This window comes from Pseudomonas sp. FBCC-B1565 (assembly GCF_059133265.1).
Genome location: NZ_CP101438.1, coordinates 1,527,186 through 1,546,183, shown reverse-complemented (window position 1 = coordinate 1,546,183; position 18,998 = coordinate 1,527,186). Strand labels below are relative to the sequence as shown.

The following is an 18,998-nucleotide window of genomic DNA, read 5'->3' as shown; positions in this document are numbered from 1 at the left end:
CGCCTGAGTGATCAGGCGGGGCTTTTTTATGTTCGTTCGATTAGAGGTAATGCAACAACGCAGGCACGTCCACATCCCATAACGCGCCAGGGTCATCTACAGGCACCTCACGCACAGTCGCCTGGGCAAACAACGGCTTGGCTCCACGATCACCGGTCAAAGCCATCAACTCAGGCCCAAATGCCCGGCCAAACGCCACAGGATGCCCGTACTGCCCGTCCTGCACCGGCACACTGATGCCACCCTCCTCCAACCCCGCAATCACTCGCTCAATGCTCGATGACTGAATAAACGGCATATCTCCCAGCAGCACCAGCCAGCCATTCGCCGAAGCACTGGCTGCAACCGCAGCGGCAATACTGTCGCCCATGCCGGCCGAGCGCAGCAGCAACACCTTGCAACCGTAGATCTCTGCCAAGCGAATTACTTCGGGACGATCGGCTGAAGTCACCACCCAACGATCAGCCACGGCACTCGGCAGATTCTTCAGCACCTGCTCGATCACCGGCCGAACGACGCCATCCAGGCCCACACAATCAGCCAGCAACTTGTCCTGGTCAGCCCCTGCCTCGGCGCGGAAACGGCTGCCCTGCCCCGCCGCCAGCACAATCGCGGTGATGCTCACTCAACCACCACCGGCAACGGCTTCTTCTGCATCGGCGCCACACCATTCTTGATCGCAACAATTTCCGCCATCAACGACAACGCGATTTCCGCCGGTGTATGACTGCCGATATGCAAACCGATCGGCCCATGCAGACGCGCAATCGCTTCCGTCGACAAGCCCAGCGCCGCGAGGTTTTCCCGGCGTTTCTGGCTGTTGACCCGTGAACCGAGGGCACCAATGTAGAACGCCGAGGAATTCAGTGCCGTCAGCAGCGCCATGTCATCCAGGCGCGGATCATGGGTGAGGCAGACAATGGCCGTGCGCTCGTCGGTCTGGATATTCAACACTGCTTCATCAGGCATACCCGGCACAAAGCGCCCGTGCTGCTCTTCCCAGCCGTAGACGAACTCCTCACGCGGGTCGCAGATCAATACTTCGAAATCCAGCAGGCGCGCCATTTCCGCCACATACCGCGACAACTGCCCGGCGCCGATCAACAGCAGGCGCCAGCGTGGGCCATAGATGGCTCGCAGGCGTTCACCGTCGAAGGTGACGACATCGGTCTTGCTCGCGCCACTCAACGTCACCTTGCCAGTGGCCAGGTCCAACTCCCGGGCGACGATCTGATGAGCCTCGCACCGTGCCAGCAGCTCAGCCACCCATTCCCACTCGTCTACCCGCTCCTCGGTCAGGCGCAAGGTGCCGCCGCACGGCAGACCAAAACGCGCCGCTTCATCGCGGGTAACGCCGTAGGTCACCAACTGCACCGGCGGCCCGTCTTCAGGCAGCCGGCCATCGTGCAGGCGGGCAATCAAGTCATCTTCGATGCACCCGCCCGATACCGAGCCGATCACTACCCCATCGCCCCGCAATGCCAGCATGGCGCCCGGCGGGCGCGGCGCGCTGCCCCAGGTCTGGACCACGCTGTACAACACCACTCGCTGTCCGGCACGGCGCCATTCGAGCACGCTGCGCAGGACATTCAGATCCACACTGTCCACATAACCTCCTGCAAGCGTTAAAACCGAGTCATTCACTGTAAAACAAAAGTCGCCGAAGTGACGCGCCAGAAACGCAAACGCCCCGAACCAGTCGGGGCGTTTGTGCGTTGCTGTCGGCGTTAGTTCACGCCATCGGCGATTTACTTGACCACAGGTGCAGGGCCTTCGGCCACGCCCAGGTCATCCAGTTCACGGGTTTCCGAGATACCGGTGCCGCCGGACGCCAGCTCGCTTTGCAGCTTGTCGGTATCCAGCTCCTTGACCCATTTGGCCACGACGATGGTGGCAACGGCGTTACCTACGAGGTTGGTCAGCGCACGGGCTTCGGACATGAAGCGGTCGATACCCAGGATCAGCGCCAGGCCGGCAACCGGCAGGTGGCCTACGGCCGACAGGGTGGCCGCTAGTACGATGAAGCCCGAACCGGTCACGCCGGCAGCGCCTTTAGAGGACAGCAGCAGCACCAGCAGCAGGGTGATCTGGTGGGTGATGTCCATGTGGGTGTCGGTCGCCTGGGCGATGAACACGGCCGCCATGGTCAGGTAGATCGAAGTACCGTCGAGGTTGAACGAGTAGCCAGTTGGAATCACCAGGCCTACTACGGATTTCTTCGCGCCCAGACGCTCCATCTTGATCAGCATGCGTGGCAGTGCGGATTCGGAGGAGGAAGTACCCAGTACGATCAACAGCTCTTCACGGATGTAGCGGATCAGTTTGATCACGCTGAAACCGTGAGCGCGGCAGATACCGCCCAGCACTACCAGCACGAACAGGATGCAGGTGATGTAGAAGCAGATCATCAACTGGCCCAACTGCACCAGCGAACCCACACCGTAGGCACCGATGGTGAATGCCATGGCGCCCAGGGCACCGATTGGCGCGAGCTTCATGATCATGTTGATGATGTTGAACATCACGTGGGCGAAGCGATCGATGAAGTCCAGTACCGGCTTGCCGTAGGCACCCAGGCGGTGCAGGGCGAAACCGAAGATCACCGAGAACATCAGCACTTGCAGGATGTCGCCGTTGGCGAAGGCACCGACGATGGTGTTCGGAATAACGTTGAGGATAAAGCCGACGATGCTCTGGTCTTTACCGGCGGTCACGTAGGCCGCGACTTTGGAAGCATCCAGGGTCGCTACGTCGATGTGCATGCCGGCGCCCGGTTGCACGACGTTCACCACGATCAGGCCGATCAGCAGCGCGATGGTGGAAACGATCTCGAAGTACAGCAGCGCGTAGCCGCCGGTCTTGCCCACCGATTTCATGCTTTGCATGCCAGCGATGCCGCTGACAACGGTGCAGAAGATGATCGGGGCGATGACCATTTTGATCAGTTTGATGAACCCGTCACCCAGCGGCTTGAGGGCCACACCGGTCTGTGGGTAGAAGTGACCGAGCAAAATACCGATAACGATTGCAACGATCACCTGGAAGTACAGGGATTTGTAGATAGGCTGACGAGTCGTCATTGCAAAGTTCCTCAATCGTCCCGTGTGGCAAATATCCGCCATTGCCCACGACACTTGAATTGCGAACCCTCCTGCACTGGAGGGATTTGTTGTTTGCGAGGTCTGTAGGTCCAGCCTGCGCTGTAATCCTTATCGCAAGGGCCGTGCCACTTTGCTGAAAAACCCTGAAGGCCTTTAGACATCAGGGCTTGGGCTTATCCGCCCCCCTCCCAAGCCTCCCATCGAGTGGCGGATTTCCGCCCAGCGGCCCAATCCCGTCCTACAATTTGGCGGATATCCGCCTTGTGACCCTACCCGGGCATGACTACCATCCGCCTCTCCATGGACGAGGCCTTCGCATGCGTGAACGTACCATCGCCAGCCATTACGCTCGGGCAGCCCTCGGCGGCGCGCGCAGGGCGGGCTACGACTACTCGGGCCTGCTGTTGCAGGCAGGCATCACCCCGGAACTGTTGACCGAACCCCGCGCCCGCATCGCACCGGAACAATTTACCCGGCTGCTGCAAATGCTCTGGCTGGCGTTGGACGATGAATACCTGGGGTTTGCCGACGGCCCGAGCAAACGCGGCACCTTCGCCATGATGTGCCACGCACTCATCCACTGCCGCACCCTGGAAAAGGCTCTGGAACGCGGCTTATTGTTTTATAGCCTATTTGCGCAAGGCCCACGCTGGCAGCTGACACGTGAAGGCGACATGGCCCGCTTGAGCCTGGACGACTCGCAACTGTGGGACCCGGATCACTTCCTCAGCGAATGCCTGCTGGTGATCTGGCATCGACTCGGCAGTTGGCTGATCGGCCAACGCATCCGCCTGCACCAGGCCACCTTCAGCTACCCGATGCCGGCCCACGCCAGCGAATATGACCTATTGTTTCCCTGTGCCCAGGTATTCGGCGCACCGAACAGCAGCCTGGTGTTTCACAGCCGCTACCTGAGCCTGCCGCTGCTGCAGGACGAACGCACGCTCAAGCACTTCCTCGAGCGCTCCCCCGCCGACCTGTTGTCCCGCCCGGATGAAGGCGACAGCTTGAGCAGCCAGCTACGCCGCTTGCTCAGCCGCGACCAAACACCCTGGCCCGACCTGGAAGCCGTCGCCCAGCACCTGCACATCAGCCCGCAGACCCTGCGCAGGCATTTGCGCGAGGAAGGCACCAGCTTTCAGGCACTCAAGGATGAGCTGCGGCGGGACATCGCCATCTATCATTTGGGGCGCGCGGATTTGTCGTTGCAGGAGATTGCCGAGCAGTTGGGGTTTTCCGAACCGTCGGCGTTTCATCGGGCGTTCAAGAAGTGGACGGGGTTGACGCCGGGGGCTTACCGAGCAAAAGAGAGTTAGAGATGTAGCGCCTGGACTGACGCTATCGGGGGCAAGCCCCCTCCCACCTTTGAATGTGTTCAAACATCAAAATGTGGGAGGGGGCTTGCCCCCGATGAGGCCTGCACACCCCATAAAGATCACAAAGCCGGGAAGTGGATCCTGAAAGCGGCGCCACCCAATGGCGAATCGCCCAGGGTCAGCCGCGCACCGTAACTTTCGATGATGTCCTTGACCACCGCCAAGCCAATCCCCTGCCCCGGGTGCTGGCGATCCAGGCGCTCACCCCGTTGCAGAATTCGTGCACGCTGATCCGGCGGCACGCCAGGCCCGTCATCCTCAATACACAGCTCGGTGCCTTCCAGGCTTTCCACCAGGCTGATGCGCACCTCGCTCAAGCACAGGCGGTAGGCGTTTTCCAGCAGGTTGCCGAGCAACTCCAACAAGGCGCCCTTCTCGATTGGCACGTCACATTCTTCCGGCAGGTCAAAGGACACGCTGACGCGCTTGTCGCGGTAGACCTTGCCCAGCGTATCGCACAGGCTTTGCAGCACCGGCTCCAGGCGCACCTGGTGGCGCACCAGGCCGCTTTTGCGCAGGCTGGCGCGCTGCAACTGATAGCTGATCTGCTGACTCATGCGCTCGATCTGCGATTGCAGCACCCGGGCCTGCTCGCGATCTTCCGGACGCTGGGCCATTTCTTCGCTCACTCCCTGTAAAACGGCGAGCGGGGTTTTCAGGCTGTGGGCCAAATCGTCGAGGGAATCGCGGTAGCGCACGCGTTGCTCACGCTCGCTGTGCAGCAAGCGGTTGAGGGAGCCGGTCAGGCGCAGCAATTCGCGGGGGTGCTGTTCGGAGAGGCTCTCACGGGTGCCGCCTTCGATCTGGTCGAGTTCCTGGCTCAGCCGCCGCAGGGCTTGCAGGCCCCAGGTCAGGCCCAGCCACAGTAAGGTCAACAGCACCAGCAAGGCTGCGCCAAAGCCCAGGTAGAGATTTTCGCGCAGACCTTCCAGGGTCAACTGGTATTCGCGCACCGGTTGCAGGGCCACGATACTGAAGGCGGCGCTCTTGCCGCCCAGCAGCCTGACCTCGACGTCATACACGAAGAATTCCTGGCCGTTGGCCTCGCGAATCCGTGCAAACTCGTTACCGCGCCCGTCGTAGCGCGGTTTGTAGTTGATGTTTTCTTCCTTGGTCGCCCGCGAACGCCACACCAGGTGGCCTTCGCGGTCGTAGATGTAGCCGAGCAGGCGGCTGTCAGTGAGGTTGAAGCGTTCGTCGGGCAACTGCGCCGGCATCAGCAGACGGTTGTTTTCGACCCGCGCGGCAGAGATCAAGGTGGTGACGTCCGACGCCAGGCGCTGCTCGATGGAATCCTGCAACGCCAGGCTGAACGCCCCTTGCATGGCCGGCAACAGGCCGAGCATGAACAGCACGGCCAAGGTCGCGGCCGCCAGCATCAAGCGCACGCGTAGCGAGCGAATCAACGGCAGCGCTCATTGAACAGATAGCCCAGGCCACGCACGGTGTCGATCGGCTTGAACCCGGCCGGGCCTTCCAGCTTGCGACGCAGGCGGCCGACCAGCACCTCGATGACATTCGGATCACGCTCGTCGTCATCGGGGTAGAGCTGTTCCATCAAGCGGTCTTTGGCGACCACTTGTTGGTGATGGCGCATCAGGTATTCAAGGATCCGATATTCGTAGGCGGTCAACGCCAGCGGCTGCTCTTCGAGCGACGCCTGCTTGCGGTTGAGATCCAGCAGCAACGGCCCGGCAACGATGGTCGACTGGGTAAAGCCACTGGAGCGCCGCAGCAAGGCGTTCATCCGCGCCTCCAGCTCTTCGAACTGGAACGGTTTGACCACGTAGTCGTCGGCACCCGCAGCCAGGCCTTCGACCTTGTCCTGCCAGTTACCGCGGGCGGTGAGGATCAGGATGGGAAAGGTCTTGGCCTGAGTACGCAGTTGGCGGATCAGGTCCAGGCCGCCCATGCCGGGCAGGCCCAGGTCGATGATCGCCAGGTCATGGTTGAACTGGCCAGTCTGGTACAGCGCCTCTTCGGCATTGGCCACGGCCTCGACCACATGCCCGCTGTCGGTCAGGCGGGTAAACAGGTGATGGCGCAGCAGCGCCTCATCTTCCACCACCAGCAATTTCATAAGGCTCTCCAAGGCAATTCAACTGTCCGACAGAGGGATATCATAGCGGCCCTGCAGCTCTTGCGGGCGCAGTTTTATGCCATTGAACTGGCCGGTCAGGTGTTCATAACCGGCGCGATAGCCCGCCTGCGGGGTGACAAGCCCCAGGGACTGGCCCCAGGGCGTGGGTTGGCTGCCCACTTCTTCGAAGCTGACACGCTGGATCAAGGTGCTGGATTTCTTGGTTTTTTCACCGCCGAATGCGGCGAAGGCGCCGTCGGATGCCTGGACCCCAGCGGTGGCACTGAGCATGGTTAACGCCAACATCAGCTGTTTGATCGCAGTCATGGTGTTACCTCTATGCGTTTGGCTGTATGCCCCAGACTACGCAGGCGCCCCTGAACTCCCCCTGAACGGGCTCTGAACCCCGCCTGAACCACAGCGGGCTATCCTCGCGCCCCTCAACTCGGCAAAATACCGCCCATGAATCCGCTACCCGCTTGCTGCACCCCACTCGACGTCCATTGGCCGCTGCCCGAATCGTTGCCCGGCACGGTGTTTCTCAGCACGCGTTTTGACCCGGCCCTGCTCACGCCTGGCGACTTCCAGCGCTGTGCCGTGCCGCCACCGGCGAGCATCCAGCGCTCGGTGGCCAAGCGCCAGGCCGAGTTCCTCGCCGGTCGCTTGTGCGCCCGTGCCGCCCTGCAACAACTCGACCACCTCGACTGCATCCCCACGATCGGCGAAGACCGCGCACCGGTGTGGCCCTCGCACATCAGCGGCTCCATCACCCACAGCACCGGGCACGCCGCCGCGATTGTCGCGCACAAGGCGCAATGGCGCGGGCTGGGGATGGACCTGGAGAATGTGTTGAGCCTGGAGCGGGCGGAGCGGTTGGCCGGGGAAATCCTGACGGCTGATGAGCTGCAACGCATGGCCACCTTGCCAAGAGAGCAGATAGCGCAGTTGGTAACGCTGACGTTCTCCGCCAAGGAGAGCCTGTTCAAGGCGCTCTACCCCATTGTGCAGAAGCGTTTCTACTTTGAGCATGCCGAGTTGCTGGAATGGTCAGAGGCCGGGCATCTGCGGCTGCGACTGCTGACGGACCTGTCCGAAGAGTGGTGCCATGGCAAGGAATTGGTGGGGCAGTTTGCGGTGGGTGATGGGCAGCTGTTGAGTCTGGTCGCAGTCAGCGCCTGATCCATCAGGATTTATCCTGATCCCTGGGCCAACTCAAACTGAAACACGCGCCGCCCAAGTTATTGCTCTTGCTGATCAACGCCCGCCCACCGTGCCAATAGATAATCCGCCGCACAATCGACAACCCCAGGCCATGCCCGCCCGAGGCACGGGTGCGACTGTCGTCCAGGCGTAGAAAGGGCGTGAAGATGCGCTCCCAGGCGCTTTCCGGCACGCCGGGGCCGTCGTCTTCCACGTCGATGCGGCAGCGTACCTGGCCCACCTGATAACTGATCAACACCTGGCCCTGGGCGTGGCGCATGGCATTGCTCACCAGATTCTGCAACGCACGGTGCAGGTAGCGCGGCTCGGCATCGACCCAGGCGTCGTCCCAATGCGCCGAAGACAAGCAAATACCACGGGCTACATTTATTTGCGGACGCAGTGGCGATAATTCGCCGATCACCTGATCGAGCAACGCATCAAGGTCGACCCGTTGGAAATTCAGCTCTGGCGAGCCTTGTTCCAGGCGCGCATAAGTGAGCATTTCATCCACTAGGCCGTCGAGGTCCTGGATGTCACTGTCCATGCCCTCCAGGTATTTACGCCGCGCCTCGACGGTAGTCGCGTCGCCGACCATCTCCAGGCCAAAACGCAAGCGTGCCACCGGCGTGCGCAGCTCGTGGGACACCGCGCGCACCAGTTCGCGCTGGATCGCCAGCAGCTGTTGCAAATGCTCGGCCATGCCATTGAACGCCGCCGCCAGCCGCCCCACCGAATCGGCACCACGGGCCGGCACCCGGACTTCCAGGTTGCCCTTGGCGATCCGCGTGGCGGCGGCTTCCAGGCCGCGCAGCCGACGTTCAAGCTGGCGCACCAATAGATAGACGATCAGCCCGATCAGGGTCAGGCCGATCAAGGCGATCAGGATCAGCCATTGCGCCGGGTAAGGGTTCATCTGATACAACGGGCCGATCTCCAGCACCCACGGCGTACCGACCATGCCGGCAAACACGCGGATCGAATCGCCGCCCTTGCCCAGGGCCATCACCGTATCGCCTTCCGATACACGACGGCGCTGGTCTTCATCCATATCAGCCTGGTCGAGGGGCATCAGGTGCATGTCAAAGCCAAAGCCCTTGGCTTCCTTTATCTGCGCCAGGCGTTGCGGCTGTTCGGCCACCGGGAAGCGCACCAGCTCATCGGCCAGCAGGTAGATGGTCGCGCGTGCCAGTTGTTCGCTGATCTGCTGCACTTCACCGGTTAGAACAAGCGGCTCCTGCTCGCTGACCAAACGCAGTACCCGCGCGGCATGTGGCCCGGTCTGTTGCACCAGCACCTGGCCGCGTTGCAGGCGATTGCGCTGGCTCAAGTCCAGTTGTGCATCGGCCAGCGGGCGCAACTCCAGCGGGATCCCCAGCAACCGCTCCCACACCGCCAGGGCGCGCTGGCGCTCGATGGCACTCATGGGTTGCAGGTTGTCGCCCATCAAGGCGAAGGTGCCATGGGCCAGGCGCTCGCGGTACTGACCGCTGCGCACCTCGTTGAGCAGGTGCAGGGCGAGTACGCCGAGCAGCGCCACCAGGATCAGCGCCGCGCACATGCCGCCGTAGATGCGCAGGAAGATCGAGTTCACAGCGGCATGTCGGCGGCGGCTTCGGGGACGAACAGGTAGCCTTTGCTGCGGATAGTCTTGATCAGGCGCGGGTGGATCGGGTCGTCACCTATCTTGGGGCGGATGCGAGAAATACGCACGTCGATGGAGCGATCCTGGCCGTCGTAGCCGATGCCGCGCAGGGCAATGAAGATTTCTTCGCGGGACAGAATGCGCCCGGCATTCGCCACCAATAGCCACAGCAGGTCGAACTCGGCGCTGGTCAGTTCGATGCCGTCATTATTCAGCCAGGCTTCGCGCAGGGCATTGTCCACCACCAGGGGGCCGAATTGCAGGCGGCGCTGGTTCTCCGCGCTGGCGGTCTCGGCCGACTCACTGCGCCGCAGCAAGGCCTGGATGCGCGCCAGCAGCAGGCGCGGACGCACGGGCTTGCACACATAATCGTCGGCGCCCATGTCCAGGCCCAGCACCTGGTCCATGTCGTCGGTGCGCGCGGTGAGCATCAGGATCACGCCGTCATAGCGCTCGCGCACCTTGCGGCAGATGCTCAGGCCGTCTTCGCCGGGCAGCATCAGGTCGAGGATCACCAGGTCGGGCTGTTCGGCGATGATCCGCGCCGCTGCCAGGGCGCCATCGCCCTCCACCGAGACGCGCAGGCCGTTGCTCTCCAGGTACTCACGGGTCAACTCGGCCAATCGCTGGTCGTCTTCGACTATCAATACCTGCCAGGCTTCTTGCTCCACGGGTGACCTCAATGTCTGTCATAAAAGGCGGGCATGATGTGGGTCACTTCTTAGCCCGATGTGGGCGATTGTAGCCATGGGCCAGCCCTCAAACACAAGCCGGGAAATCCATTCGGTGATCGCGTTTTTTTGTGATAGGGTTCGCGCCCTTCGAAAATGGGCCGCTTGTTTTGAGCCCGTAACATTTAATGACAAACGGTGTAATCCAGCAGCAATGCGGCCTACACGGCTGTTCTACCTTTCTTACACATTTTACCCACAGCGTTATCCACAGGTTACTGCGTTGCTAACCCCTCAAAAACGCATTATCTTGTACCTCGGCACTACAGAAGACCCTACATGTGGGGTTTTCACAGAAATCGCCCAACCACACAAGTGGCTCGAAATTCAAGCGTTTTATTGCTAGCGCAGCATGGAACCAACCGATTTTCAGTAGACCAAACCGCTCACGCGGATGGCAGCTGTTTCCCATCCCCGATATGGAAAACGGTACGGGTGTTGCAGGAAGAGCCTGGCACTCGCAATCAAATATAGAACGTGGAGACAACCCCCCATGCAAACCGACACAACTCGCGAGAACCCGCAAGGCTCCGTGCCGCAGGCCGCCGATTCGAACCTGGATCTGTCCGCCACTGCACCCGGCCAATTGCGCGTGATCAAGCGTAACGGCACTGTCGTTCCTTACACCGATGACAAAATCACCGTCGCCATCACCAAAGCGTTTCTTGCAGTTGAAGGCGGCACCGCTGCTGCCTCGTCGCGCATCCACGACACCGTTGCCCGCCTGACCGAACAAGTCACCGCGACCTTCAAGCGTCGCATGCCATCGGGCGGCACCATCCACATCGAAGAAATCCAGGACCAGGTCGAACTGGCCCTGATGCGTGCCGGCGAGCAGAAAGTCGCCCGCGACTACGTGATCTACCGTGATTCGCGCGCCAAGGAACGTGCCGTACGCTCCCCGGCCGAAGAAGCCGCCGTGCAAGCGCATCCGTCGATTCGTATCACCCTGGCCGACGGCAGCTTTGCACCGCTGGACCTGGGCCGCCTGAACACCATCATCACCGAGGCCTGCGAAGGCCTGGAAGAAGTCGACGGTGACCTGATCCAGCGCGAAACCCTGAAGAACCTGTACGACGGCGTGGCCCTGACCGACGTCAACACCGCCCTGGTGATGACCGCCCGTACCCTGGTTGAACGCGAGCCGAACTACTCGTTCGTGACTGCGCGCCTGCTGATGGACACCCTGCGTGCCGAAGGCCTGGGCTTCCTGAAAGTCGCCGAGAGCGCCACTCATCATGAGATGGCCGACCTGTACGCCAAAGCCCTGCCGGCCTACATCGCCAAGGGTATCGAATTCGAATTGCTGAACCCGGTCCTGGCCACCTTCGACCTGGAAAAACTCGGCAAGGCGATCAACCACGAGCGTGACCAGCAGTTTACCTACCTGGGCCTGCAGACCCTGTACGACCGTTACTTCATCCACAAGGACGGCATCCGCTTCGAACTGCCGCAAGTATTCTTCATGCGCGTGGCCATGGGCCTGGCGATCGAAGAGAAGCACAAAGAAGACCGTGCCATCGAGTTCTACAACCTGCTGTCGTCCTTCGACTACATGTCGTCGACCCCGACCCTGTTCAACGCCGGCACCCTGCGTCCACAGCTGTCCAGCTGCTACCTGACCACCGTGCCGGATGACCTGTCGGGCATCTACCACGCGATCCACGACAACGCCATGCTGTCCAAATTCGCCGGTGGCCTGGGCAACGACTGGACCCCGGTGCGTGCGCTGGGTTCGTACATCAAGGGCACCAACGGCAAGTCCCAGGGCGTCGTGCCGTTCCTGAAAGTGGTGAACGACACCGCTGTAGCCGTAAACCAGGGTGGCAAGCGCAAAGGCGCGGTGTGCGCCTACCTGGAAACCTGGCACATGGACATTGAAGAGTTCATCGAGCTGCGCAAGAACACCGGTGATGACCGTCGTCGTACCCACGACATGAACACCGCCAACTGGATCCCTGACCTGTTCATGAAGCGTGTCTTCGATGACGGCAAGTGGACCCTGTTCTCGCCATCCGAAGTGCCGGACCTGCACGACCTGACCGGTAAAGCCTTCGAAGAGCGCTACGAGTACTACGAAGCCCTCACCGAGTACCCAGGCAAGGTCAAGCTGTTCAAGACCATCCAGGCCAAAGACCTGTGGCGCAAAATGCTGTCCATGCTGTTTGAAACCGGCCACCCATGGCTGACCTTCAAAGACCCGTGCAACCTGCGCAGCCCGCAGCAGCACGTGGGCGTGGTCCACAGCTCGAACCTGTGCACCGAGATCACCTTGAACACCAACAAGGACGAGATCGCCGTTTGCAACCTGGGCTCGATCAACCTGCCGAACCACATCGTCAACGGCAAGCTGGACACCGCCAAGCTGGAACGCACCGTCAACACCGCTGTTCGCATGCTCGATAACGTCATCGACATCAACTACTACTCGGTGCCACAGGCGCAGAACTCCAACTTCAAGCACCGTCCGGTTGGCCTGGGCATCATGGGCTTCCAGGATGCGCTGTACCTGCAGCACATTCCTTACGGTTCGGATGCAGCGGTCGAGTTCGCCGACAAGTCCATGGAAGCGGTCAGCTACTACGCGATCCAGGCTTCCTGCGACCTGGCCGACGAGCGCGGCGCCTACGAGACGTTCCAGGGTTCGCTGTGGTCCAAGGGCATCCTGCCGCTGGACTCGCAACAGATCCTGATCGAAGCCCGTGGCCAGAAGTACATCGACGTCGACCTGAACGAATCCCTGGACTGGGCGCCGGTACGTGCCCGTGTGCAGAAAGGCATTCGTAACTCCAACATCATGGCCATCGCACCGACCGCCACCATCGCCAACATCACCGGCGTATCGCAGTCGATCGAACCGACCTACCAGAACCTGTATGTGAAATCGAACCTGTCGGGCGAGTTCACCGTGATCAACCCGTACCTGGTTCGCGACCTCAAGGCTCGCGGCCTGTGGGACTCGGTCATGATCAACGACCTGAAGTACTACGACGGTTCCGTGCAACAGATCGAGCGCATCCCGCAGGAACTCAAAGAGCTCTACGCGACTGCCTTCGAAGTGGACACCAAGTGGATCGTTGACGCCGCCAGCCGTCGTCAGAAGTGGATCGACCAGGCGCAGTCCCTGAACCTGTACATCGCCGGCGCTTCGGGCAAGAAGCTGGACGTGACCTACCGCATGGCGTGGTACCGTGGCCTGAAAACCACTTACTACCTCCGTGCCCTGGCCGCGACCAGCACCGAGAAGTCAACCATCAACACCGGTAAGCTGAACGCGGTTTCCAGCGGCAACCATGGTGATGACTCGGTGCTTGCAGCCCCAGCCGGCCCGGCGCCAGTGCCAAAGGCCTGCGCGATTGACGAGCCGGATTGCGAAGCTTGCCAGTAAGCTGAGGCACTTTCAGGTTTAACTACCTGAAACAGCGAGCCCCCTGTAAGCCCAGGATTTCAACCGGGCTTACAGGGGGCTTTTGATTACAGGAGATCCCTCTTTTTACTTAGGCATACCCCCGCTTGAAGCTCCAGGCAATCAAATTGGGATCAGTGCGTGCATTGCCGAACTTCGTACCCCATCGATCCTCATTACCGCCCATTACCGCCACCGAATGTGTCGAATTATCCAAGGTGCCGGGCCGGCCCCTGGCCAACTCAGAAGGACTGACTCTCTCTACGAGATTTTTATACCCCAACCGATCGAAAGTCTCCTTAGCCCACTCCCCATTATTGATGCTATCAATGGCTTCGCTGAAGCTTCTCCCGGAAATACCGTCGTTACGCTGGTTCATTGCCTGAACGTTATTCACGGCCAACATGAGATTCATAAACCCAAGCAACTTGGGATCCTGTCCCTGTAGTTGAGCCTTTGCTGCTGTCTCACGGTACTGCGACTGCGTAACCCGGACATGATTGCCGTCTTTGAGCGTTACATCGTAATTACCTGCTGAGTCCCGCTTGACGTCCTTAAACACACCCGCTGGCCCATACTGCGCAATCATGGCCTTACAAGCCGAAATAGCGCCGCAATTACCTGCTTGTCCCTGATAAGCACCGGAAAAGAGATTTTTCGGCATTTCACCAGGTTTGTAGCTACCCGGCTCGAAATTGGTTTGATGGGTTCCCGCCGTGACCGGCAAGTTACCCACCGCCTCTCCTAACCCTAACCCCCCACGGTCAACGCCACCGCCTTCGTAGCGACCGCGTCCACCACCGCCACCACCCGAACCACCAACACCACCTCCTATCCCGCGGCTTGACTGCGATTCAACATCAGTCGACACGTCATCTGGAAACAGCTCAGGAAACAGTGCCTTCATAAACTCAAGCCAACTGTTAGGCGCGTCCTTTTTTAACTGCTCGATAATCTCCTTGAACTTGTCCTCCCCCAACTTCTTGCGCAAATCATTCAGCTTGTCACGCAAGTCTTGAACAGTCTGGTTCTTGGAGGTTTTCTGAGCGTCTTCCAGTTCCTTGAGTAGTTTTAAGACGGCATCCTTATCAGCAGCTGTGCTGTCTTTGGTTTCCTCAGTGCGCGGTACACCCGTCCCTCCTTGCCAATACACCAAGCCCCTATCGCCCGACGTCAATAAGTCCCACATAACCTTCGCCTCTAACAAAACTATTGGCTCAATGGGTGGAGCAAGAGGTGTAGGTAGTTCCAGCAAATCGTGTGATCTCTTGAGCGGGTAGCCCTGCCAAAAAATCAATGCAAAAAAAACCCCTCAGTCGAGGGGCTTCTTTCTTCAAGGGATCAGGCCAACAGCGTCACGTCATCTGAATGATGGTCTGCATGATGGTGCTCTGGGTGGAGATGGTCTTGGCGTTCGCCTGGTAGTTGCTCTGGGCCTTGATCAGGTCCACCAGCTCGTTGGTCAGGTTGACGTTGGAGTTCTCCAGGGAGTTGGCCACGATCGACCCCAGGGTACCGGCTTGCGGGGTGTCGTAACCCGGCTGGCCCGACGCGAAGGTTTCTTTCCAGGTTGTGCCACCGGCTGGCTGCAGGCCCTGCTCGTTGTTGAAGCTGGCCAGGGAGATCTGGCCGATGGCCTTGCTCTGCTGGTTGCTGAACGTGGCGAACAGTACGCCGCTACCGTCGATTTTCAGCCCGGTGATCTGGCCGGTGGCGTAGCCATCGGTGACCGGTGGGTTGCGGTAGGTGGCCGAGTTGTACTGGGTGATGTTGGCCATGTTGACGGCGATACCTGTTGGGTTCGCATCCGCACCGTTGGCCTTCCACACACCATTGGTCACGGTGCCAGGAACCCAACCGGTAATGGTCAGGGTCTTGTCGGAGACACCACCGGTGACCACACTGGTCAGCTTGCCGGCGCCGTCAAAGGTCAAGGTCGATGGCACAGGTGGGGTCGATGGGGTGCCGGTTGGCGCCGAACCATTAGGGTTGCGACCATCGATCAGGGTATAGGCATTCCACTTATTGCCGTCGGTTTTCACCAGGTACTGCACCATCGGGTGCGCGTTGCCCTGGGAGTCGTACAAGGTGGTGCTGTACTGGGTGGTAAAGGTGCTGGTGTCGTTCGGGTTGAACGGCTTGGCCACCTGGTCGATCACCGGCTCCGAGGAGTTCAGGTTACTGGTGGAATCCACTTTGGTGGAGGCCTTGGGCGGCAGGTTCGACAGGTTCAGTTGCAGGTCGGTCAGGCCGCCCTTGATGATCTTGCCATCGGCATCTGCCGCGTAGCCTTGCAGGCGCGAAGTGCCGGTGTTGTTGGTGATGTAGCCGTCTTTGTCGGCACGGAAGGCACCGCTGCGGGTGTACTCCAGCGAACCGTCACTGCCCTTCTGCACGAAGAAGCCGCCACCCTGGATCGCCATGTCCAGGATCCCGCCGCTGCCGTTGACGTCACCTTGGGTGAACTGCTGCGACACGGCCGCCAGGTTCACACCGTTGCCGATGCTGTTCTGGCCGGTGCCCAGCTTGGACGCGGCGTAGATGTCGGCGAATTCCGCACGGGACGACTTGAAGCCAGTGGTCGCGACGTTGGCGATGTTGTTGCCGGTCACGTCCAGTTGTTTGTTGGCCGCATAGAGGCCGCTAAGGCCGATGTTAAAAGACATGTTTCTCTCCCTCTGCCGTATTTAGCCGGCTCTATGTACCGATAGTCTGAATTTGCGACAGCTTGACGCTGCCCATGCCGCCCGCCAGGTTCAGCAGCATTTCGCCGCCGGTCTTGCTCAGGGTCACGCTCGTTACCGTCGCGGGCAGCGAAGTGGCCAGGGCAACGGAGTCGCCCTTGTCGTTCTTGGTGGTGGCGTTGAAGGTGTAGGTACCCGCCGGGGCAACCTCGCCCTTGTCGTTCTTGCCATCCCAGATGAAGTTCTGGGTGCCGGCGCTCTGGGCCCCCATGTCGATGGTGCGCACCACGTTGCCGTCTTTGTCGGTGATCTTGACGGAGACGTTGCCCACCGCCGAGGTCACCGCCACCGAACCGGTCATGCTCTTGCTCGTATCAACCATGGCCTTGTCGGTCTGGATGATGATCGAGCGCCCGACCAGCGACGAGGCCTGCAACGCCTGAGACGAACTGAAGTTGGTGGAGATCGCATTCACCGAGTCGTTCAGGGTGTTGATGCCTTCCAGGCTGCTGAACTGCGCCAGTTGCGCCACGAACGCGCCGTTGTCTTGCGGCGACAGCGGGTTCTGGTTTTTCAGCTGGGTCACCAGCAGTTGCAGGAACGCATCCTTGCCCAACGCCTGCTTGCCCGTCGCCTTATTGGCGGCGTCGCTGACGCTGCTGTTGTCCTGGGCGTTCTTGACCTTGGAGTTGAACAGGTCCTGGACCGGCGTGTTGTTTGACGTATCAACGATGGCCATTGTTTGGCGCCCCTTATCACTGACCCAGGGTCAGGACCTTCTGCATCATGGTTTTGGCGGTGTTCATCATTTCCGCGTTGGTCTGGAACGAGCGGCTGGCGGAAATCATGTCAGCCATTTCCTCGACCACATTGACGTTGGGGTAGTAGACATAACCCTTTTCGTTCGCAGCGGGATGGTTGGGTTCGTAGCGCGCTTCAAGGTTGCTCTGGTCTTCGACCACACCGAGTACCTGCACGCCGGAGCCGGCGGCCCCCTGGTCCTGGAACAGCGAATCGCTGCCGCCGTTCTGGCCTGCCTGGAACATGGTGGCGAACACCGGGTGACGGGCACGGTAGGTCTGGTCAATGCTCGAAGACACGGTCTCGGCGTTGGCGATGTTACTGGCGACGGTGTTCAAGCGCGTGGTCTGCGCGCTCATGCCACTGCCGGCAATATTGAAAACACTGGACAGGGACATGGCTTACTCTCCACGCAGGGCTGACATCAGCCCTTTGAATTTGCTGTTGAGCAGGGTAAAGCTGGCCTGGAAGTTCACCGAGTTCTCGGCGTAGGCCGATTGCTCCAGTTGGGCGTCGACGGTGTTCTGGTCGATCGACGGTTGCATCGGCGTGCGATACAGCAACGACTCGTCACCATTGCTCAGGCCTTGCGCTTCGATATGACGGCTGTTGGTCATGTTCAAGGCGAAGGTGCCGTTCTTGGTCTTGTCCTGCTGTGCGGCGAGCACGGCGGAGAAGTCCAGGTCCCGAGCCTTGTAGTTCGGGGTGTCGGCGTTGGCAATGTTGTTGGCCAGGACTTCGGCACGCTGGGCGCGGAAGCCCAGGGCTTGTTCGTGGATACCGAGCGCTTTATCGAAGCTGATGCTCATGGCGGAAACCTTCAAGGGCTGACCTGCTTTTCGTTAACAGGGTTATAGCAAGGTGCATGCCAATCTGGCGCAAGCCCGTATATCAAGGGTTTTGGTAAGGGGTTGCCGGCGGCAATGCCGGAAAAGCGGCAAGCGGTTTCCGCGTCGCGCCAGTAAAGCGGCAATGAGGGTTGCCGCTTTATTGCGGTTTGCCGCAAACCAAATGTGGGAGGGGGCTTGCTCCCGATGGCAGTGGTTCAGTTGATACATCGATCACTGACACACCGCCATCGGGAGCAAGCCCCCTCCCACATTTTTTACCGCACAGCCTTATTTAGCCTGGTAGATGATCCCCGGGCTGCACTGCACCATCTGGAAATGGTCCGGCAGACCGTTCAGCGCCTCAGAAGCGCCAAGGAACAGATAACCACCGCGCTTGAGCGTGCCGTGGATGCGCAACAGGATGTCTTTCTTCACTTCGGCCGAGAAGTAGATCAGCACGTTGCGGCAGAACACCATGTCGAACTTGCCCAGGCTGGCGTAGCTGTCGAGCAGGTTGAAGGAGCGGAATTCCACGCGGTTCTTGATCGGCGCCTTGACCGCCCAGCGTCCTGCCCCTTTCGGGTCGAAGTAACGCTGCAGGCGCTCCTGGGACAGACCACGCCCCAGGGCCAGGCTGTCGTACTCACCGGTCTTGCAGTTGGTGAGCATGGTGCCGGACAGATCGGTGGCCACAATTTGCGCCCCCGCCTTCAACTGGCCCATGTTGGTCCGCTCGAACTCATCGATGGACATCGAAATCGAGTACGGTTCCTGCCCCGAGGAGCAGGCCGCCGACCAGATGCGCAGGCGCTGGCCCGGGCTGGCCTTGATGGCCTCCGGCAGCACTTTGCTCTTGAGCACTTCAAACGGGTAGGTGTCGCGAAACCACAGGGTTTCGTTGGTGGTCATGGCATCGACCACCATTTCCTTGAGCCCGCTGCGCGGCTGGCCCTGGATGCGCTGCACCAACTCACCCAACGACTTGATGCCCTGCTGCTCCATCAGTTTGTTGAGACGGCTGGATACCAGGTACTGCTTGTTTTCACCGAGCAATATGCCACAGGCTTTTTCCAGGAAGACCCGGAACTGTTCAAAATCCAAATTACCTGTAGACACTGATACCGCCTCTAAAATCGTATGACCG

General features: G+C 60.3%; 17 protein-coding genes. 3 read left to right on the top strand and 14 right to left on the bottom strand.

Annotation, left to right across the window (positions count from 1 at the left end):
* Positions 1-40 precede the first annotated feature (40 nt).
* The 3 genes from NL123_RS07385 to NL123_RS07375 all read right to left on the bottom strand — a co-directional run bounded on the left by NL123_RS07385 (position 41) and on the right by NL123_RS07375 (position 3,080).
* A complete protein-coding gene (locus NL123_RS07385) occupies positions 41-625 on the bottom strand; it encodes a nucleotidyltransferase family protein (RefSeq protein WP_494357504.1) in 585 nt (194 codons plus the stop codon).
* Positions 622-1,608, bottom strand: coding sequence for an XdhC family protein (locus NL123_RS07380; RefSeq protein WP_494357503.1), 987 nt, complete (start codon positions 1,606-1,608; stop codon positions 622-624). Before NL123_RS07380 ends, NL123_RS07385 begins: the two co-directional genes overlap by 4 nt.
* Before the next feature lie 140 nt (positions 1,609-1,748).
* Positions 1,749-3,080, bottom strand: coding sequence for a dicarboxylate/amino acid:cation symporter (locus tag NL123_RS07375; RefSeq protein WP_028617588.1), 1,332 nt, complete (start codon positions 3,078-3,080; stop codon positions 1,749-1,751).
* Positions 3,081-3,418: 338 nt separating this feature from the next.
* Between NL123_RS07375 and NL123_RS07370 the strand changes: the two genes are divergently transcribed.
* Positions 3,419-4,417 (top strand): AraC family transcriptional regulator, encoded by a 999-nt coding sequence (locus tag NL123_RS07370; RefSeq protein ID WP_494357502.1) that lies wholly within the window; start codon positions 3,419-3,421, stop codon positions 4,415-4,417.
* Between the two features lie 119 nt (positions 4,418-4,536).
* Here NL123_RS07370 and NL123_RS07365 read toward each other — a convergent pair whose 3' ends face one another.
* From NL123_RS07365 to NL123_RS07355, 3 genes are read right to left on the bottom strand one after another with little or no spacing between them, the layout of a single operon-like run.
* Complete coding sequence (locus NL123_RS07365; RefSeq protein ID WP_248483794.1) at positions 4,537-5,883, bottom strand: ATP-binding protein; 1,347 nt, start codon at positions 5,881-5,883, stop codon at positions 4,537-4,539.
* A complete protein-coding gene (locus tag NL123_RS07360; protein ID WP_058427484.1) occupies positions 5,880-6,557 on the bottom strand; it encodes a response regulator in 678 nt (225 codons plus the stop codon). Before NL123_RS07360 ends, NL123_RS07365 begins: the two co-directional genes overlap by 4 nt.
* Positions 6,558-6,575: 18 nt before the next feature.
* On the bottom strand, positions 6,576-6,884 hold the full coding sequence (locus NL123_RS07355) for a hypothetical protein (RefSeq protein WP_248483796.1): 309 nt from the start codon (positions 6,882-6,884) through the stop codon (positions 6,576-6,578).
* Between the two features lie 135 nt (positions 6,885-7,019).
* Between NL123_RS07355 and NL123_RS07350 the strand changes: the two genes are divergently transcribed.
* On the top strand, positions 7,020-7,736 hold the full coding sequence (locus NL123_RS07350; RefSeq protein WP_494357501.1) for a 4'-phosphopantetheinyl transferase family protein: 717 nt from the start codon (positions 7,020-7,022) through the stop codon (positions 7,734-7,736).
* Positions 7,737-7,740: 4 nt separating this feature from the next.
* Here the strand turns inward: NL123_RS07350 and NL123_RS07345 are convergent, their stop codons facing one another.
* Both NL123_RS07345 and NL123_RS07340 read right to left on the bottom strand, forming a co-directional pair.
* Complete coding sequence (locus NL123_RS07345) at positions 7,741-9,351, bottom strand: ATP-binding protein (RefSeq protein WP_248483800.1); 1,611 nt, start codon at positions 9,349-9,351, stop codon at positions 7,741-7,743.
* Positions 9,348-10,073, bottom strand: a complete 726-nt coding sequence (locus NL123_RS07340) for a response regulator (protein WP_494357500.1) — start codon at positions 10,071-10,073, stop codon at positions 9,348-9,350. The genes NL123_RS07345 and NL123_RS07340 overlap by 4 nt, the downstream gene beginning before the upstream one ends.
* 553 nt (positions 10,074-10,626) lie before the next feature.
* Here NL123_RS07340 and NL123_RS07335 point away from each other — a divergent pair.
* The gene (locus tag NL123_RS07335) at positions 10,627-13,521 is read left to right on the top strand and encodes a ribonucleoside-diphosphate reductase subunit alpha (RefSeq protein ID WP_248483804.1); all 2,895 of its coding nucleotides are present in this window, start codon (positions 10,627-10,629) and stop codon (positions 13,519-13,521) included.
* Between the two features lie 109 nt (positions 13,522-13,630).
* On the opposite strand, the gene NL123_RS07330 is transcribed toward NL123_RS07335, so the two are convergent.
* From NL123_RS07330 to cheR, 6 genes are all read right to left on the bottom strand, one after another.
* Complete coding sequence (locus tag NL123_RS07330) at positions 13,631-14,728, bottom strand: hypothetical protein (protein ID WP_248483806.1); 1,098 nt, start codon at positions 14,726-14,728, stop codon at positions 13,631-13,633.
* Positions 14,729-14,894: 166 nt separating this feature from the next.
* Positions 14,895-16,205 carry a flagellar hook protein FlgE gene (gene flgE / locus NL123_RS07325; RefSeq protein ID WP_058427491.1) on the bottom strand — a complete coding sequence of 437 codons (1,311 nt, stop codon included), beginning with the start codon at positions 16,203-16,205 and terminating at the stop codon, positions 14,895-14,897.
* Between the two features lie 31 nt (positions 16,206-16,236).
* Positions 16,237-16,962, bottom strand: a complete 726-nt coding sequence (gene flgD / locus NL123_RS07320) for a flagellar hook assembly protein FlgD (RefSeq protein WP_058427492.1) — start codon at positions 16,960-16,962, stop codon at positions 16,237-16,239.
* Positions 16,963-16,978: 16 nt separating this feature from the next.
* The gene (gene flgC, locus NL123_RS07315) at positions 16,979-17,422 is read right to left on the bottom strand and encodes a flagellar basal body rod protein FlgC (RefSeq protein WP_058427493.1); all 444 of its coding nucleotides are present in this window, start codon (positions 17,420-17,422) and stop codon (positions 16,979-16,981) included.
* 3 nt (positions 17,423-17,425) lie between these two features.
* Entirely contained in the window at positions 17,426-17,833 is a 408-nt protein-coding gene (flgB, locus tag NL123_RS07310) for a flagellar basal body rod protein FlgB (RefSeq protein ID WP_010208346.1), read from the bottom strand.
* A 309-nt stretch (positions 17,834-18,142) separates the two neighbouring features.
* Positions 18,143-18,970, bottom strand: a complete 828-nt coding sequence (gene cheR / locus NL123_RS07305; RefSeq protein ID WP_027607785.1) for a protein-glutamate O-methyltransferase CheR — start codon at positions 18,968-18,970, stop codon at positions 18,143-18,145.
* Positions 18,971-18,998: the final 28 nt, after the last annotated feature.

Coding starts and splice junctions, on each gene's coding strand:
- NL123_RS07375 (WP_028617588.1), bottom strand. CDS start 3,080: ATGACGACTCGTCAGCCTATCTACAAATCCCTGTACTTCCAGGTGATC.
- flgE (WP_058427491.1), bottom strand. CDS start 16,205: ATGTCTTTTAACATCGGCCTTAGCGGCCTCTATGCGGCCAACAAACAA.
- NL123_RS07355 (WP_248483796.1), bottom strand. CDS start 6,884: ATGACTGCGATCAAACAGCTGATGTTGGCGTTAACCATGCTCAGTGCC.
- flgC (WP_058427493.1), bottom strand. CDS start 17,422: ATGTCCCTGTCCAGTGTTTTCAATATTGCCGGCAGTGGCATGAGCGCG.
- NL123_RS07335 (WP_248483804.1), top strand. CDS start 10,627: ATGCAAACCGACACAACTCGCGAGAACCCGCAAGGCTCCGTGCCGCAG.
- NL123_RS07350 (WP_494357501.1), top strand. CDS start 7,020: ATGAATCCGCTACCCGCTTGCTGCACCCCACTCGACGTCCATTGGCCG.
- NL123_RS07370 (WP_494357502.1), top strand. CDS start 3,419: ATGCGTGAACGTACCATCGCCAGCCATTACGCTCGGGCAGCCCTCGGC.
- NL123_RS07360 (WP_058427484.1), bottom strand. CDS start 6,557: ATGAAATTGCTGGTGGTGGAAGATGAGGCGCTGCTGCGCCATCACCTG.
- flgB (WP_010208346.1), bottom strand. CDS start 17,833: ATGAGCATCAGCTTCGATAAAGCGCTCGGTATCCACGAACAAGCCCTG.
- flgD (WP_058427492.1), bottom strand. CDS start 16,962: ATGGCCATCGTTGATACGTCAAACAACACGCCGGTCCAGGACCTGTTC.
- NL123_RS07330 (WP_248483806.1), bottom strand. CDS start 14,728: ATGTGGGACTTATTGACGTCGGGCGATAGGGGCTTGGTGTATTGGCAA.